The sequence below is a fragment of the Candidatus Tectomicrobia bacterium genome (assembly GCA_016192135.1).
Lineage (GTDB): Bacteria > UBA8248 > UBA8248 > UBA8248 > UBA8248 > 2-12-FULL-69-37.
Genome location: JACPUR010000001.1, coordinates 48686 through 65874, shown reverse-complemented (window position 1 = coordinate 65874; position 17189 = coordinate 48686). Strand labels below are relative to the sequence as shown.

At 67.5% G+C, this 17189-nt stretch carries 15 protein-coding genes; all 15 read right to left on the bottom strand.

Features of this window, described 5'->3' with window-relative positions:
- Positions 1 to 24: 24 nt before the first annotated feature.
- A complete protein-coding gene (locus tag HYZ11_00285; protein ID MBI3126025.1) occupies positions 25 to 1149 on the bottom strand; it encodes a hypothetical protein in 1125 nt (374 codons plus the stop codon).
- 100 nt (positions 1150 to 1249) lie between these two features.
- Positions 1250 to 1972 (bottom strand): class I SAM-dependent methyltransferase, encoded by a 723-nt coding sequence (locus HYZ11_00280; protein ID MBI3126024.1) that lies wholly within the window; start codon positions 1970 to 1972, stop codon positions 1250 to 1252.
- Positions 1972 to 3369: a glycosyltransferase family 2 protein gene (locus tag HYZ11_00275; protein MBI3126023.1), complete on the bottom strand. Its 1398-nt coding sequence runs from the start codon at positions 3367 to 3369 to the stop codon at positions 1972 to 1974. The genes HYZ11_00280 and HYZ11_00275 overlap by 1 nt, the downstream gene beginning before the upstream one ends.
- A 39-nt stretch (positions 3370 to 3408) precedes the next feature.
- On the bottom strand, positions 3409 to 5001 hold the full coding sequence (locus HYZ11_00270) for an N-acetylneuraminate synthase family protein (protein ID MBI3126022.1): 1593 nt from the start codon (positions 4999 to 5001) through the stop codon (positions 3409 to 3411).
- Entirely contained in the window at positions 4998 to 6146 is a 1149-nt protein-coding gene (locus HYZ11_00265; GenBank protein MBI3126021.1) for a hypothetical protein, read from the bottom strand. The genes HYZ11_00270 and HYZ11_00265 overlap by 4 nt, the downstream gene beginning before the upstream one ends.
- Complete coding sequence (locus HYZ11_00260) at positions 6143 to 7432, bottom strand: DegT/DnrJ/EryC1/StrS family aminotransferase (GenBank protein MBI3126020.1); 1290 nt, start codon at positions 7430 to 7432, stop codon at positions 6143 to 6145. The genes HYZ11_00265 and HYZ11_00260 overlap by 4 nt, the downstream gene beginning before the upstream one ends.
- Positions 7429 to 8433 carry a Gfo/Idh/MocA family oxidoreductase gene (locus HYZ11_00255; protein ID MBI3126019.1) on the bottom strand — a complete coding sequence of 335 codons (1005 nt, stop codon included), beginning with the start codon at positions 8431 to 8433 and terminating at the stop codon, positions 7429 to 7431. Before HYZ11_00255 ends, HYZ11_00260 begins: the two co-directional genes overlap by 4 nt.
- Positions 8408 to 9199, bottom strand: coding sequence for a glycosyltransferase family protein (locus tag HYZ11_00250; GenBank protein MBI3126018.1), 792 nt, complete (start codon positions 9197 to 9199; stop codon positions 8408 to 8410). The genes HYZ11_00255 and HYZ11_00250 overlap by 26 nt, the downstream gene beginning before the upstream one ends.
- Complete coding sequence (locus HYZ11_00245) at positions 9196 to 9771, bottom strand: GNAT family N-acetyltransferase (protein ID MBI3126017.1); 576 nt, start codon at positions 9769 to 9771, stop codon at positions 9196 to 9198. The genes HYZ11_00250 and HYZ11_00245 overlap by 4 nt, the downstream gene beginning before the upstream one ends.
- 57 nt (positions 9772 to 9828) lie before the next feature.
- Entirely contained in the window at positions 9829 to 11079 is a 1251-nt protein-coding gene (locus HYZ11_00240) for an N-acetyl sugar amidotransferase (protein MBI3126016.1), read from the bottom strand.
- On the bottom strand, positions 11076 to 11948 hold the full coding sequence (gene hisF, locus HYZ11_00235) for an imidazole glycerol phosphate synthase subunit HisF (protein ID MBI3126015.1): 873 nt from the start codon (positions 11946 to 11948) through the stop codon (positions 11076 to 11078). Before hisF ends, HYZ11_00240 begins: the two co-directional genes overlap by 4 nt.
- A 31-nt stretch (positions 11949 to 11979) precedes the next feature.
- A complete protein-coding gene (gene hisH, locus HYZ11_00230; protein ID MBI3126014.1) occupies positions 11980 to 12678 on the bottom strand; it encodes an imidazole glycerol phosphate synthase subunit HisH in 699 nt (232 codons plus the stop codon).
- A gap of 22 nt (positions 12679 to 12700) precedes the next feature.
- Positions 12701 to 13816: an N-acetyl sugar amidotransferase gene (locus tag HYZ11_00225; protein MBI3126013.1), complete on the bottom strand. Its 1116-nt coding sequence runs from the start codon at positions 13814 to 13816 to the stop codon at positions 12701 to 12703.
- 16 nt (positions 13817 to 13832) lie between these two features.
- Positions 13833 to 15860 carry a hypothetical protein gene (locus HYZ11_00220; GenBank protein ID MBI3126012.1) on the bottom strand — a complete coding sequence of 676 codons (2028 nt, stop codon included), beginning with the start codon at positions 15858 to 15860 and terminating at the stop codon, positions 13833 to 13835.
- A 27-nt stretch (positions 15861 to 15887) separates the two neighbouring features.
- A complete protein-coding gene (larA, locus tag HYZ11_00215) occupies positions 15888 to 17165 on the bottom strand; it encodes a nickel-dependent lactate racemase (protein ID MBI3126011.1) in 1278 nt (425 codons plus the stop codon).
- Positions 17166 to 17189: the final 24 nt, after the last annotated feature.

Here is a 17189-nt window from a genome sequence, read left to right as displayed (position 1 = left end):
CTGCATCCGGCCGCGAGTCGGGACTCAATCGATTCTCCATCGCCGGAGCTGTTTCGCTCCGGCCGCTTCCAATTCCCCGATGTAGGCGCGCATGAGGTCCGGGCCGAAGAGATATCCCCTCCGGATCGCCTCTTGGGCCCAGTCGTTCGGAACATTGGACATCGCGTTCATCCATTCGATCCGCTCTTGGAGGGGAACTTCATGAAGCTGCACGCCCTGCTCCCGCAATCGGCGCGCGATGGCCTCTGCCAGCTCCTGGTCGAGCGCGGTCGATCCGCTCCCCCACGCCCTCCCGGCCTCGACGATGGCATCCTGCACCTCTCGCGGAAGGCTTCGGAACCGGGGGAGGTTCATGGTGAGGGCGTACGGGGCGACCGCGCCGAAGCCCGTCTCGATCCAGTGGCGGGCCGGTTCGGCCAGCGAATAGCGGCGCACGGCATCGAGCGAGGCGACCAATGCGTCGTATCGGCCGGATTCCAGGCTGGCGCGGGCGCGCGTGATCCCCGCGAGCACGCCGTCCAACCCCGCGCCGGGAAGCCACAGGATATGCTGGGCTCCCGCACCGATCGCCCGGCCCTTCAGCTCCCGGAAGCCTCTCCAGGGAAAGCGCGCGATCATCCCGTAGCAGCTCGACGCCATGACGCCGAGCCACCTCTGCCCCAGCCTCTCCTCGGCGATCGTCCGAAGCCGGGGGAATCGGTGGTGCATTTCGGCGGCGATGCGCTGGACCAAAACCTGATCGCAGGTCGCGAAGGGCGCATAAAACGTGAAGTTGTGCGGAAAAAACCGGGTCTCCTCGTAGGGATAGATGATCAGCCCTAAGTCCACAACACCTTCCCGGACCGCGTCCGCCACGTTCCCGAGCCCTCTGAAGGAGGGGCCGTAGATCTGCGTCCACTCGATACGGTAGCGCCCCCGCCTTGCCAGGATACGGTCCACGGTCGGCCTGAAGATCTCCTGGGCGCCCCGCACCCAGGCGTTGTTCGCGACGGGATAGCCGGAGCCGATCTTCAGGCGGATGGCTTCGGGCGCGGCGCCCGTGTTCCCCAGGGGCATCGCGGCCGCAAACGCCGCCACCGCGAGAAGGATCAAGCCAGCGAAGGGGCGGAGATGGGGCAGGATCTTCCGGGAGGACGACACGATGTTCAAAACCACCCCCTGGATTCCGCTATTGAGCCAACGTCGGCTCTCACATCACCGCGCATGGATTCCCTCGCCGATGTGAAGGCCATGGGCCCTCGCTTCGCGGCTACCGCTTTCGCACGAACCACCTTTCGTAAGGGTCGATTTCGAGGAGGTGGCTCGCCAGCGTGGGCTTCTCGGGCTTATCCGCGAAAAACTCATCAATGGCGATCCGGGCGCCAGGGTACCTCGGCGAGTAATACTCATCGAAGACGATGTAGCCGCCCGGGAGGACCTTGCCGTAGAGGTACTGGAGGCAAGCCTTGTAGGATTCATACAGGTCGCAGTCCAGGATCAGGACGCTGATCGGCCCCGTGGCCGCGCCGGGCAAGGTATCCTCGAAGAACCCCTTGACCAGCTCGACCCGGTCCGACACCCCCAGGGCATCGAGGAGACCCCGCACGTATTCGAGGCTCGTCTGGGCGAAGTATTGCGCCGGGCGGCCCTCGTATCCCGACTTCGTGGCGTCCTCCGGGCGGGGCACGGGAAGGCCCTCGAAAGAATCGAAGCCGTACAGCGGCCGGTCATCGCCGGTCTCCCGCATGATCCAGGCCAGGGGGGCAATGCTCTCCCCCTTGTAGGTTCCGCACTCCACGACGGCCCCGCCCATTCCCTTCGTCTCCTCCAGGAGCTGGAGCCAGAAGCGGAGATTGCCCGTCGTCACCGGATTCATGATGCCGACCGAATCGTAGGCTTCCTGCGGCCACTCCCGCATCGGGAGGTGGCGGTAGCGCCCCACCATCTCGGCGCGGCGGGAGTGGCCCGATCTTTCCTTCGATGAGAGATCCATTAGCCTTGGTTCTCCAGGGTGAGCCGGCGCTCTTCCCGCTCGATGGCGATTTTTTCCGCCATCCAGAACTCGAACTCGCTGTTGATCCGGACGCTCTCCTCGGGAAGCATTGTGATGTGCCCGATCCGATCGCCGAGGAAGCGTCCCGCCCGGATCACCTCGATCCGCGACAGGAAGATGGCCGCGTTCTCCTTGAATATCGCCTCCCGCTCGAGGCGCATGCGGCGGTCGCGGGACCCGTTGAGAGGCGCCAGCCCATGGCGGCCGTGGTGGTAGCAAAGAGAGAGCTCCTCCTGGACCGAAATCACCGAATCGACGTCAAAGATGGCCATCGTGTCGATGGCCTTGTCGATGTGCCCGGCCTGCCGGAAAGGAGCGTTGATGTAGCAGATGCAAATTGCGTCGGGGCGAAAACCTTCATCGCCCTCCAGCGAAGCCAGAATGTGGTTGAGCAGGTCCACCACCGAGGCCGTCTGCTTGGCCAGTTCCCGGGGGCGAAGGAGAGGGACCACGCCGGGGTACTTGCCGGCGGCCTGGAGGACCTCCGGGCTCGAGGAAGAGAGGACCGTCCGGGTGAGCAGCTTGGCCTTCACGACCTCGTCCAGCGTGTACTCGATGAGCGGTTTCCCCGCCAGCTTTGTGAAGGGCGCCCCCAGCGTGAAGGGCGGGTCCGCCATGACCGGCACGACGGCGAGCACCTGAAGAGGCGTGGCATTGGACCCCTCCACGAAGCGCCGTTTGACCTGCCTGCGCGTCTCGAGGAGGCGGGCCCGGTCCTGGGTGAGGCTGTTCGGGTGCTGACGGTAGTAAAAAAGCGGGACGTTGACGTTGTATGGCCGGTATCGCTGGATGAACTTGAGCCAGAGACCGTAGCCGTCCTGGCGGCTGAACTCCTCGGAATAGCCTCCAAGATCGAGGAGGATCTCTTTCCGGATCATGGTGCAAGCCCCGTGGGCCGGCAGGTCGAGCAGGTCCACCTCCTCGCCGATCTTCTTGCGGCGGACCAGCTCCTGCACCTCCCCCTTCTCGTCCACGAGGTAGTAATCCGGGTATACCAAGCCCACCTCCGGCTTGGTGTCCAGCACGTTCGAGAGGATGAGCAGGATGTTCTCGTCGAGGTAGTCGTCCGCGTCCAGGCGCATCATGTACTCGCCCATGGCCAGCCGGAGGGCGATGTTGTTCGTGACGTTGAGGCCCTTGTTCTCCTGCTCCAGGATGCGGATCTTCGGATGCGAGCGGTAGCGCCCGAGGATTTCCGGAGTGTCGTCCGTCGAGCCGTCATCGACGATGATCAGCTCCCAGTCCTCCATGGTCTGCGCCAGCACGCTCTGCACGGCCCGATCCAGGAACCGGCCGTAGTTGTGGGTCGGGATGTAGACCGTGACCTTAACGGACATGAATCACCGCAGCGGAAAGGGGGAGCCGGCGGGGGCCGATCATTCGACCGCCTCCAAGGAAAGGGCCTCGTCGGCCTCGATGTCGCGTCTGGCGCGCTTGCCCACGACCTGGTCCATCATCCAGCCGGGCAGGCCGTCCGCGGGCCGCTTCATCCCCAGCATCGAGGACTCGATCACCTCCCCCGCCCGGATGAGCCGCTCGGCCACGACGCTCCGGCGCGCGCTGTTGCGGGCCGCCTCTTCCTGGCGGGCGACGCCCAGGCTCGGGCTTCCCAGGACGGTCTCCGCCAGCCGGATGTTGGCGACCATCTTCTTCAGGTCTTCCGGGTTCACCGAGAAGAAGTGGCCCGATCCCGTCATGGACCGGTCCAGGGTGTAGTGCTTCTCGATGACGCTCGCCCCGAGGGCGAAGGCGAGGGAGGGGATGACCATGTGGGGGTCGGGCTCGGTGTGGTCCGACAGGCCGATGATGATGCTCGGGTAGCGCTCCTTCAGGGAGCGGACCCGCAGGAGGTGGGCGTTCTCGTTCGTGGTGGGATAGCTCAGCATGCAGGCCATCAGGATGAGCTGGTGGTTCCCCGTCTCGAAGATGGTGGCCACGGCGCGGTCGATCTCCTCCGGGGTGGAGCCTCCCGAGGAGAGGATGACCGGCTTCCCGAACCCGGCGACGTGCCGGAGCAGCCGGCTGTCGGGCAGGTCGCACGAGGCGATCTTGAACAGCGGCATCCCCAGGTCGTTCAGCATGGAGGCGCTGTCGAGGTCGAACGGAGTGGAGAAGCCGACGATGCCCCTCTCCCGCGCGTGGGCGAAGAGTTCCTCGTACTCCTCCGTCCCGAAGCGGTCGAGCCGCTTGTAGTACTCGATCTGGGGGATTTCCTTCCCCTGCCAGTAGGTGACGGCGCTCTTCCGGGTGAGCCGTTCCGCCTTGTAGGTCTGGAACTTGATCGCGTCCGCCCCCGCCTCGGCCGCCAGGTCTATCATCCGGCGCGCCATGCCCAGGTCGCACATGTGGTTGCACGCGCCCTCGGCGATGATGTAGGCGGGGTGCCCCTCCCCGATCCTGCGTCCCTCCACCTGGATCTCCCGGCGGTAGGGGGAGAGCTCGTGCTCGGCCATGGCGAGGTCGGCCTGCGTGTGGACGTTCACGCAATCGTCCATCAGGCTGTAAGAGAGCAGGTACGGATCCCCGGCGAGAGCCTTGGCGCTCAGCACCCGGAGCGAGCCGTTGCGCTTCCCGTTCCGGTCCACCGTGAAGAGGGAATCGATGGCGCTCTTCCGGACGTGATCGAGGACCTGGTCCAGGTCGCTCCGCCGGCCGGGGTGGTCGGGCTGGATGAAGGCCATGTACTCGACCTTCTCCCGCCCGATCGCCTCCCAGGCGTGGACGCACAGCGCCGCGGCCGGCGCCTCGCCGCCAAGCTCGGGCCCCCGGCGGATGACTTCCGCTCCGTTCCGCTCGGCCACCGCGGCGACCTCGTCGGAGTCCGTCGACACGTAGACCCGGTCCACCTTCCGGGCCGCCTTGGCGTAGCGGATCGAATGGACGAGGAGTGGGACCCCCGCGATCTCCCGGGTGTTCTTCCCCGGAAGCCTTCCGGATTCGCCCTTGGCGGGAATGACAGCGACGATCACCTTCCGGCCTCCTCTCGGCGGGCCGCATGCCCGCCCGGCTCGATCAACCCCCGGATGGCCCGCTCGCAGGCCTCGGGGGAACCCGCGGGCAGCGGATATCCCGCATGTGCCCGCGTCGCCCTTCCTTTCAGCTGCTCCTCCACGAACGCCTCCACCCCGGCCGGACCCTCCACGCAGGGGAGCAACCCTGGATCGTCCTCGAACGCGCCCGGCACGTCCGCGAATTCCCCGAACCGCAGGGATAGCACCGGCTTTCCGCAAGCCCACGCCTCATAAAGGATCATCGAATCCAGGCCCAGGACCAGGTCCGCCGCCCGGGCGAGGCCGAGCGAGGGAATGGATTCTTCGGCCCACTCGGCGGCGGGCCGGAGGTCCGGCCGGCCCCCGCCCCGCTCCCGCGGGTGCAGCCGGATGAGAAACCGCGACCGGCGGCCCCTGCGTTCCAGAAGCTGGGCGAGACGGAGCGCCAGTTCATTCACTGCTCTTTTCCTCGCCCCCTCGAGCAAGGGCCGGACCAGCGGCCCCTCGCCCGGGGCGCCCACGGCCGGCTGCGAGAAGAACGCCACCGCGAAATCCCCCCGAAGGATTCCCAATTCGGCCCGGAGCGCCTCCCGGTCTCCTTCTCCCGATTCCGCAAGGATCTCCAGATGAGGGTGGCCCACCACCGCCATCCGATCCGGCGTAACTCCTTCGCGGGTTCCCCGGCGGAAAGAGGGCGCGTCGATGACGCCCAGAACGCCCGGGAGGTAGGAGAGGTCGCCCGGCTCCCGGTGCAGGCGGCCCCACCCCTTCCAGTGGTCCATGAGGGCGAAGGAGGGCAGCCCCGCCCGGCCCGCCGCCTCGATGAGCATCCCGTTCGAGGGGTCGTGGCGGTTCTCCGAGGTCGTGCAGACCAGGGCGGCCGGGGACGCCTCATCGAGGAAACGGGAGGCCCCCTCTCCATCGAGCGGGATCGCACCGGCGCACCCCGCCAGGTCGGCCGCCTCGATCCCGGCCTCGCGGAAAACCTCCCCCGCGAACAGATGGGTCACGGCCCGGACCCTCCACCCGGGCCGGCCCTGCAGCCGGCGCACCACCGGCGCGAGGGCCCGCGCTCCGCCCGCGTCCTGGGCGTAGACGAGAAGAAGGGGCTCCCGGCGGCTCACGCCATCCCTCGCAGCTCGTCGAGGTTCCGGCGTACCTTGTCCACCGCCTGGACGAACTCCTCCACCTCCCGCTCCGTGTTGGGATGCCGGCAGATGTTCGTGACGAGCGCCTCGCGCTTCCAGAGCCGCTCCACCGTCGGGCAGGCGCCCTCCCGGTAGGAGACGGGGCTCTCCCAGGAACCCTGGCGGAAAGGGAACCCCCGGGTCCCGTAGGCCGAGCGCTTCTGGTAGATGGGTTCCATGTAGATGGGGCGCAGGTAGCCCTCCAGGACGTTCACCCCCTCCGCCCGGAGGGCCCTGGCGAAGAGGCCGCGGGGGATGCCCGCCTTCGCCTCGTCGAACTTCATCGTGTAGAGGTAGTACACGTGGGTGCAGCCCTCGGCCACGGCGGGCGGGGTGAGGAAGTCGAACTCCCGGAGCTGCTGGGTCAGGCGGGCCGCCAGCCGCGCGCGGATGTCCGTCAGGCGCCGGAGCTTCTTCATCTGCCCCAGGCCGATCGCCGCGCACACCTCCGTCAGCCGGTAGTTGAACCCCACCATGTTCGGAAGGTCCTCGCGCCCCATGGGGCCCGCCACCACCTCGCCGTGGTTGCGCTTGAGCTGCATGTGGAGGGCCATCTCGGGGTCGTCCGTGAGGGCGATGCCGCCCTCGCCCGTCTGGATAACCTTGTGGTAGTTCAGGCTCTGAATGCCGATCTCCCCGACGGTCCCCGCCATCCTGCCGCGGCAGGCCGCGAGCGGCGCCTGGGCGTTGTCCTCGAGGAGCATGAGGCCGTGCTTGTCGGCGATGGCCCGCAGCTCGTGCAGGGCGGAGGGGTGCCCGAAGATGTTGACGGTGAGGATGGCCCGGGTGCGCGGGGTGATGCAGGCCTCCACCGAGGCGGGATCGATGCAGAAGGTTTCATCCTCGACGTCCGCGAAGACGGGGATGGCGTTCTCCATCAGGATGCTGCTCGCCGTGGCGCTCATCGTATAAGGGGAGGTGATGATCTCCTCGCCCGGCTCCACCCCGGTGGCCGCGACCGCGCAGTGCAGGGCCGAGGTCGCCGAGTTCACCGAGACCGCGTGCCGCACCCCGAACAAATCCGCGAACGCCCTCTCGATGGCCTGGACCTTCTCCCCGCCCAGGAACCGGTCGGTGAAGGTCCCGGAGAAGCCCGAGAGGTGCTGGCTCCGAAGGACCTCCAGGACCTCCCGCTCCTCCTCCTCCCCGATCATGGTCGAGTGGACGGGATAGGGCTCCCTGCGGACCGGCTCCCCCCCCAGCAAGGCGAGCTTCTGGCTCACCGCGGCGCGCTCTCCGTCAGAACTTCCCCATCATGGGAATCCAGAATCTCCTCGCAGAGGGCGAGGGCCCGCAGGCCGTCCTCCAGCGCGCAGGCGGGCTCCCCGCCCCGCTCCACGCAGGCGACCAGCTGCTCCACCGCCCGGAGGGGGCAGTTCCGCCAGCCGGTCTCCTCGCCCCGGCCCTCGCTCGCCAGGATCCGGAACATGCCGAAGTGGGGCTCGTCGGCGACCGGGTAGCGCGCGATCCGCTGGCCCCGCTGGCCGATGACCACCCGGCCGCGCTCGAGGAGGATGTCCGCCTCCAGGAACACGTAGCCGGGCGGGGGCACGTGCAGGAAGGCGGCGATCATCCCGCCCGGGAACTCCATCTCGAAATCCGCAGCCTCCTCCTGGCCCGGATGGGCGAACCGCCGCCAGGCCCGGACCTTCGCCGGCTCGCCGAAGAACCAGCGCATCAGATCGATGTAATGGGACGCGTTCCCGAGCAGGCCCTTCACGTAATAGACGGTGGCCCGGAACGGGCGGCCCAGCCCGCCCGCCGCCATCTCCTCCCGCAACGCGGCGAGCGCCGGGTTCCAGCGGCGGAAGTAGTTGACGGCCACCGGCCGCCCGGCCGCCGCCGCCGGAAAGCCGCGGGCCTCCGCGGAGGATGCGGCGACGGGCTTCTCCAGGAACACCGCCGCCGCGCCGGAGGCGCACACGTCATGGAACACGGCGGCGTGCCGGGGCGTCGGGACGCAGATGCTCACGATGTCGGGCCGCTCGCGCTCCAGCATCCGGCGGTAGTCGGGATACAGGGAAGACACCCCCCACCTCTGGCCGAATTCCCGCAGGGCGCCCGCGTCGGTGTCGGCCGCGCAGGCCAGCTCCGTCGCGGCGCACAGCCGGTAGGCCCCCGCGTGGGTGGAGGTCCAGGAGCCGTCGGACAGGCGGTCGTAGCGGGAGGCCACGTTGCCGCACCCGATGACCGCAGCTTTAAGCGCTGGCTTGGCGCTGCTCAAACACCCGCTGCTGGACCACCTGGCCGTTGATGGCCAGGAGCTCCGGCTCCTTCTCGAAGACTTCGATGACGTCCATCAGCGTAAACCGGGGGTTCCGGGGATGGAGGCGCGCGTAGACCTCCCGCGCCAGCGCGAGGTCCTCCGGCGTATCCACGGTCAGGCGCACGTCCGGGCGCCGGCAGCGCTCCCACTTGCCCTCCGCCTCGAAGGCCCCCAGGCGGAACCGGTCCGGGCGCTCGAAGATGTAGGAGCTCACGTGCTCGTGGTCGATGGGGTCCTGCGTCCATCCGGCCACCTTGCCGAGCAGATCCGCCGAGAAGATCTCCACGCTCGTGCCGATGGGGAAGGTGGGGTCCTTCTCCCACTGGGCGCTGTGGCGCATGGCGGTGTTGGCCACGTAGTCGTACCCGCCCGTCCGGTAGAAGTCCACCATGTCGTCGATCAGGGAAGGGTCGGTGAAGGGGCTGTCTCCGGTCAGCTCCACGATGAGGTCTCCTCCAGACGAGCGCGCCGCCTGGAGCACCCGATCCAGCACGTCGTCCTCGCTCCCCCGGTGGCAGGCGGCGCCCAGCCGGCGGGCGAGGTCCTCCAGAGGGTCGTCCGTCCGGTTCACCGTGGTGGCCAGGATCACCTGGTCCACCCGGCCGGCCCGGCCCGCCCGCTCGATGATGCGCTGGAGCATGGGGGCGCCATCCAACTCCCGCAGCACCTTCCCCGGCAGGCGCTTGGAGGTCATGCGGGCCTCGATGGTGGCGACGACCTTCACGAGGCCCTTCCTCCCCCCTTGGCTTCCCATTCCGCGCGCAGGAGCCCGAGGCGCCACTCGTCCACGTAGCCCGTCTTGTGGAAGTAGCTCTGCCGGAGGGTGCCCTCCAGGACGAAGCCGTTCCGCTCGAAGCCCCGCCGGGAGCCCTCGTTCGTGGCCCACATGCCCGCCGTCAGCTTGTGCAGGTTGAGCTTCTCGAAGCCGTGCCGGACCATGAGCCCGATAGCCTCGGTCGCGGCCCCCTTGCCCCACCACCGGCTGTCCCCGATCACGATGCTGATGTCGCCGTGGCGGTGCACCCAGTCGATCTTGTGGATCCCGATGACCCCGATGAGCTGCCCGCCCTCCTTCGCCCCGATGCCGAGCTGGACGTCGGCCCGGCTCTTGGAGAGGTGCGCCAAATAGTCCGCCTGCGCCTCCTCGGTGACCGGGAAGGCGCCCTTGTTCAGGTGCTCGGTGACCTCCGCCGAGTTGAACCAGGCGTGCCAGACGGGGATATCCGCCCGGGTGAGGGCCCGCAGGAAGACCTTCCCGCCCTCGAGCAGGCGGGGCGCGCCGGGATCGCCCGTCATGATCTCAGGACCTCCGCCCGCATGCCTTCGCCGCTGGGCGGGCGCCGGCCGGGAGATTCAATTCACATATCCTTTCGCGAGGATCACATACCGATCCTCGGCCTCGCCCGGCCTCCGGGAAGGCGTCAGGACGAAACGGCAGTCCTCTTTCTTCCTGAGCCTGGCTTCCTCCACCCCTTCGTCATTCAGGTGCTTCGTGACGCTGTCCCGGAGGTGCCATTCGCCCGCCCCGCCCTTCTCCCAGGCCGTCGGGTCCCGGTGGGCGTCGACGCACTCGAGCAGCTCCTCCTTCGGCATCCCCATCCAGTCGAGGAAGAAAGCCATGTCCGAGGGCTCGGCTCCCGCGTAGCGCTCCACGAGGCCTATTCCCTCCTCGCGGGTGAGGCGCTTCAGGCGGATCTCCCGCGTGGCGTGATCGGTCACCTTGCCGAAGCCGTACTTGAGGAACTTGATGTAGTCGTGGAGACCCGAATAGTGGAAGCAGTCGACGTCATTGTAGGTGTCGAAGGTCCGGATCTGCTCCCGCGACTCATACCCGTACATCTGGATCATCTTCTCGTGCTGCTTCTTGGAGTCCCAGCGGATGTAGTTGCCGAGGTAGATCCCCCGGACGCCGACGACCTCGAGCTCCTTGTCGTCCGGGTAGGCGAAAGGCTCCAGATCCCCTGCCGACAGTCCCTCGCCCAGGGCCGCGAGGTCCTCCGCCTCCCAGCCCATGAGATCGTGCTCCTTCCTGTACTTGCGGGTCATTTCGACCTCGTCGAGATGGGAGAACATCCCCACCTGGTCCAGGCCCTGGTGCGCCCCCCAGATGATCAACGGGATTTTCAGGTTGGCGGCCATCTGCACCGGGAACACGGTGGTCCCAGCCAGGCAATGCCAGTACATGCTGCCCATGCGCCTGAGCGTCACCCGGTTGATCCGCTTCACGAACCTCGGGTCGAGGGCCTTCATGACGTAGTCGCAGTCGAAGAGGGTCCGCAGGTAGGCCAAGTTCCGGATGCCCAGCTTCGTGTTGTACTGCTTGTTGTAGCTCACGAGGAGCGGGTTCAGCTTCAGGACGTTCTTGACGATGTGGACGATGAAATAGGAGTCCCGGGCGCCGCTGACGGGGACGATGCAGTCGGGGCCCCGCCCGGCCTTCCGCCGGTGGTCCCCGGCGATGCGCTCCAGGCGCGCGAAACGCTCCTCCCAGTCCAGCGCGTCCTTCTCTTCGTGCACGCGGCAGCCGCTGCATACGCCCGCGTCGTCGAAAGTCAGGTTCAGCGGGTGGTTCTCGGGGTACAGGCAGCGCTTGCAGTATTTCATAGCTCGTCGGGCTCCACCGGGACGAACCGCAGCTCATCCAGGACGAGGTCGTCCTTCTTCCGGATCCGGCCCGTGCGGGCGAACCCCGAGTCCTGATAGTTCACTTCCCCGTCGAGGCGGACGCCCAAGCCGTCCCTCTCCAGGAACGATTTGGTCGTGATGACGCTGTGCTCGGTAAAATGGAAGTAGTTGGCGGCCGCGGCGGCCGCGGCGGCGGTCTTCTGGAACACTTCGGCGAAGTGCCGCGGATGCCCCGCTCCGCCCAGGGCGATCACCGGAATTCCCACCTTCGAGGCGAGCTCTCCGACGAGGCCGATGTCGTAGCCGGCCTTCGAGCCGTCCCGATCCACCGAGTTCAGGAGGATCTCCCCCGCCCCTCGGCCCTCCGCCCGGCGGGCATGCTCGACCGGGGTGGCGTCGAGCGCCCGGCGCTCGCGGAACGACCAGACCCGGTGCCCGCCCCGCCCGTCGGATACGGCGTCGATCGAGACGATGACCGACTGGCTCCCGAAGGCATTGGCAACCTCGGTGATCAGCTCCGGGGTCTCCAGCGCCGCCGTGTTCACGCTGATCTTGTCGGCGCCTCCCTGGATGAGCATCTCGACGTGGCGGAGGCTGCGGATCCCGCCGCCGGCGGTCAGGGGAACGAAGCACCGGTCCGAGACCTCCTTCACGAGCCGGACATTCGGCCCGTCCCCGTTCCGCCCGGCCGTGATGTCGAGGACGGCGATCTCGTCGATGCTCCAGCGGTTGAGGTACTCGACCGCGATCTTCGGCCTCCCGACCGGGAGATAGGACCGGAAATTGATGCTCTGGACGACGATGCCGTCCCGGACGATGAGACACCCGATAATCCGCTTTTTCAGCATTGTGATAACCGCCCCGCCCCGTTCGTGAGCCCTAAGGCCCCGCCTGCGGGAGGATGAAGCCGGGGCGGCGGGCCTCCCCGTTCAATCCGCCCGCTCCGTTCGCGCCGCCGCCCAACTGGCCGATGAAGTTCCAGAGCACCCGCAGCCCGTTCTTCTGGCTCTTCTCCGGATGGAACTGGGTGCCCCACATGTTGTCCTTCTGGATGACGGAGACCACGGACTGGCTGTACTCGCACGTCGCCGAGACGAACTGCGGGTCGCATTCCAGGGCGTAGCTGTGGTCGAAGTAAAAGGTGGAGCCGCTTTTCACCTTGCGGAGCAGCGGCGACTCCCGCCTCACCTCGACCTCGTTCCACCCCACGTGCGGCAGCCGCCATTGGTCGCTCGATGCGAGCTGGTTCACCCGGCCCGGAAACCAGCCCAGGCCCTTGTGCCGGCCGTTCTCGCAGGACTCTATCGCGATGAGCTGCATCCCGAGGCAGATGCCCAGGAAGGGCTTCCGCCGCCCGAGCACCTCCTTCTCGATCGAGGGGATCATCCCGGAGCGGCTCAGCCGCTTCATGGCCTCGCCGAAGGCCCCGACGCCGGGAAGGATGTACCCGTCCGCCTCCTCGAACTCCTCCTTCCGCGCCACCTGGACCGCCTCCACGCCCAAGTACCGCACCGCGTTCTCCACGGACTGGAGATTGCCGAGGCCGTAGTTGACGATGGCTATTTTCTTCTTTTCCACTCCGTGCTTCCTCAGTGTTCGATCATTCGACCGGATGCTTGAGCCGCCACTCCCCCGTGCCGTTCTTCTCCCAGATGTCCGGGTTCCGGAACTTCTCCGCATGGCGCCAGAACTCTTCCACGGTGATCCCCAGGTAATCGCAGAACATCCTCACGTAGCGGTCGGCGCATCTCCCGTCGTACCGGCGGACGAGATCGGCGCCTTCCTCCCGGGTGAGGAGGCCGCGCCGGATCATCTGGCAGGCATCGTCCGTCGCCCGGGCGAAGCCGAGTTTCATGAACTTCAGCATCTGGTTGACGTGGACCAAATCCTCATCGAGGTCCTCGTTCAGGTTCAGCGCGCCGATGTCCTCTTCCTTCACGTCGCGGGCCCTCAGGCCGTGCGCCTTGGCGATCTCCGTGTTCACGAAGGGGTCGAAGTCCATGATGTAGTAGCCCATGTAGACGATCCGGATGTTCGCCCGGGCCATCTCCTCGTCGGAGGGGAAGGTGTGCCAGTAGATGTCGTTCTCGGCGATCCCGTCCCCCAGGAACTCGCTCGGGTCCCCGCCGGAGAGGGTGTTGTTGTACTTGATCCGGTTGGCATCGCCCGTATGCGACCCGCCGAGGTCCCCGGACGCCAGGGCGTTGTTCTCCCCCAGGAAAATCAGGGGGATGCCGTAGGCGATCGCGATCCGCGGGGGGATGGCGTAGAGGGCCATCTCGGTCGGCTTCGCCCAGTTCCCGTACTTGAAGAAGGCCTTCCGCATCAGCCGCTTCCACTTCTCCGGCGAAGGCCCCACCACCATCGTGTCGAAGCCGAGCGAGATCAGGTTGTTGAGGTTGTAGGCCCCGAGGTCGCTCTGCTGCTCTGGGGGATAGGTGCAGCAGACCAGCAGGGGCCGGAGGCCCAGATCGTCCCGCGCGAAGAGGGCCTGGCGGGTGCTGTCCTTGCCGCCGCTCACCCCGATTAGGCAATCGTAGTCGCACCGGCTGTTGGCCCGCCCCCATTCGGCGATCTTCTCGAGCTCCTTGCGCCGGGCGTCCCAGTCGATCGCCTCGTGCCTCTCCGCCACCCGGCACGGGAAGCAGATGCCTTCCGCGTCGAACGTAATGCCCGGGCGCGTCGTGGGGACCAAACATCGCTTGCAGAACTGCATTCCGATTCCTCTTTATTTAGCGCTGGGTCTTGGCGGGGAAAGGGCGGGGGCGAAGCTCCTCCGCCGGAGCGGCCTGCGTAGGCTCGGCCCCCTCGCCACCCGAATGCGCGGCGGCGCGCCGGCCCTCGCCGGCGCCGTTCACCTCCGCGACCCCTTCCACGACGACCTCCTGGATCCGCCGGAGGTTCCCGCCGTCGGCATGGTAGTTGCAATCCCGCGCCAGGTCCTCCCAGCGGACGTCGAGGCCCGCGAGGCCTTCCACGGCGGCGCGAAAAAGGGCGCGCAGCGCTTCCTCGCCCGTCAGGACGAAGTCCTTTCCATAGCCGGCGAAATAATAGGGGGTAACGCCGATCATGTCGAAGGAAAATACCTTCCGCCCGGCGGCCGCCGCTTCCCAGATGGAGAAGGAGACCGTGTTGCCCACGGTCACGTCCACCGCGGCCATGAGCTCCTGGGTGGTGAAGTTCTCCTGGTCGATGATGACGCGGGGATCCCGTCCGGCCAGGCCGCGGAAGCGCGCGAGGCGGGAAGCCTCGAGGTCCGAGAGGCTCCGGAAGCGAAGGAACACCTGAATTTCCAGCTCGGATTGGGTGAGCCATTCCAGCGCCGCGTAAAGCTCGTCCCATTTCTTCCGGCGGTTCAGGGGCCTGCGAGTGGGGAGGACGAAAAGCACGCGGGCGCGCCTTTTGCCGTAGAGCGCGTCGAGCCTCTCGGCGATCCGCTCCACCGCCTCCCGGTCCCGGACGAGGGAGACGGCCCAGTCGATGTTCTCCCGCCCGGTCTTCTGCAGATCCAGGCGGTCCCAGTGGGGCCGGAAGGTGCGGGCCGTCAGGTCGCCGTAGACGATGTACTTGTCGAAGTGGACGTAGGAGAGCGCCGGGTAGTCCCAGGCGTTCATGTGGTGCTGGATGCCGATCGAGAGCCGGCCGGCGCGGTTGTTGAGGATCGTTTCGATCACATGGCCCGCGTTGTAGTCATCCCGCACGAACTCGACCTTGCAGGCGACGTTCTCGATCTCGAGCCGCTTGTGGAGGATCGCCCGGACCGCGAGCGCCCCCGACTCGCACATGCCGGCGCCGTCCCCCCCCGCGAGCCCCCCCGCCAGGAGCCGGAGCGCGCACCACTGGACCCGGAGGGCGTATCTCAGGAACGACGGGGTGAGGACGAAGTCGCGGCTGTCGGCGAACGGCCAGCCGTTGCGCGCCATCTTCGCCTTGAGGTCCGCCTCCTCTTCAAGGCTCCTTCTCCACTTTCGGAAGAGATAAAGAATGCGATCCGGGGAGAGGCGCTCGCACTGGAGGTAGCTGTCGTCCTGGGCCTTCTTGGTGCCGGAGATCATCCGGCCGGAGCCGGCCTCGAAGATTCCCCAGAGGACGGGCTGCAGCACGTCATATTCCCGCCGCCGGGGCGGGCGCAGCGCCACCTTCCCCCGGATGAGGCGGGAGAGGACGAAAATCAGGGGATAAGCGAGGGCCGCAGTCAAGATCAGCAGCTTCCGGACCGCCTCCCGGAGGCCGTTGACGAAGGAGACCTCCGCCGAATGGCGCGCCGCCTCCGCCCCGCCCTCCACCTCGGCCGCGTAGCGGTCCCCCCCGTTCCAGGCGGGTACCAGCACCCAACCCTTATCCTCCGCGCGGAGGGAGCTCCCCACCGCGTAGAACATCAGGCGCTCGGCCGCGTGGCTCACATAGAGGCCCTGGAAGAAGCGGACGAGCGCATCATCCTTGAGCAGGGAGTGCAGCGCCCGGCAGGCGCCGGTTCCGGAGAGGATCTCCTCCATCCGGTCCGTAACAGGGATGGCGCGCTTGTTCATCTCCCAGTTGTGCCGGAGCAGCAACTCCTCCGGCGGGCGGACGAACTCGACCTCCCGGTTGATCAGCCGGATGAGCGCCCGGCAGATGGCCTCGTGCCGGGGGAGGCGGAACCTCCGGCGCAGCGGAGGATAGATTTTCTCGTGGAAGCAGATCCGCCGGGCGCGGCGGATCGCCCGCCACAAAAAAACGATCTGCAGGATCGAATAGGACTCGAAGAACAGCATTCTCACCGATTCACACTCATTGCCGGCACCGTCTCAAGGGACGGAGGCGGGGACCAGGGGAAGGATCTCCCCGGCCTCCCGCAGGACCATCGCCCGGGAGCGGGGGCCGCACATCTCCAGCGCGCGGTCCACCGCCGCCTGGAGGGTCGGGGCCCAGAGGAAACCCATGCGCGCGGCCTCCGCCTCGCCGATATGGGGCGAGACGAGCATCCCCTTCACCCGCCGGGAGATGATCCGCCCGATGGCCACGAGGGTGTAGGCGAGCAGCTTCTGGCGGAATTCCCCCGCCTCGACCGCCCGGTAGAGCGCCTCCGGCTCCCGGAACCCGTAGCGCGAGAAATCCGGGAACTGCGGCGAGACCCCCTCCCGGCATTCCGCCGGAAGGATGACGACCCCGCCGTCCCGGCAGACGATGTCGGCCGAGCAGACGGCCTTGATCGCCTGCCGCAGATCGATGTCGGTCGGATAGGCCTCGGCGATCACGACGTCGGCCGTCCCGGCGACCGGCACGCCGTACACTTCGAGCGAAAGCCGCACCCCGGCCCGGTGGGCCTCCTCGACGTCGCCCGCGACCAGGCCATAGACCCGCCCGCCCTCGCACATCACCGTGTTCACGATAAAGCGCAGCCCCGCCTTCCGGCAGACCTGCACCGCGGCCTCGCGGACCTTGTTGTCGAAGTTCCCGAGGATCTCCGACATCTCGTAACCGAGGGCCGCCCAGTGGGTCGCCTCGATGGTGGCCTCACCGCAGATTCCCGGCATGATGCTCTTGCCCCCGCCGGAGAAGCCCGCCGTCGCGTGCGGGATGATGCTCCCCACCCCGATGAGGAGGTCGGTCTCCAGCGCCAGCCGGTTGATCATCACCTCGAAGCCGAGCCCGCTCCGGCCCATGGAAACCAGGGCGGAGGGATCGTCCCAGGCGTGGTTCACGACCGGGAACCGCTTGGGGATGGCCTCGCCGAACTTCACGGCGATCTCCTCCTCCGTCATCCCCCGGTGCGTCCCCAGCCCAATCAGGAAGCGGACCCCGCTCTCCGGAACCCCGGCCTCCGCCAACTCCTCCAGAATGAGGGGCAGGACGCGGTAGAGGGGGGTCTGGCGCGTGATGTCGTCCGTTACGATGAGGACCCTCCGGGCCCCGCGCGCCATCTCCCGGAGCGGGGGCGTGCCGATGGGGTTGTGGATCCGGTCCCGGAGATCCCCATCCTCTAGGCCGGGACGCTCCGGCCGGCGGGGGCCGTAGGCGCCGGCGAGGCGGCCCTCAGGGACCTCGACCTTCCCGAAGATGTCCTTGGTCAGGGAAATCCGCATCACCCTCCTCCGCTCGTGTGCCCT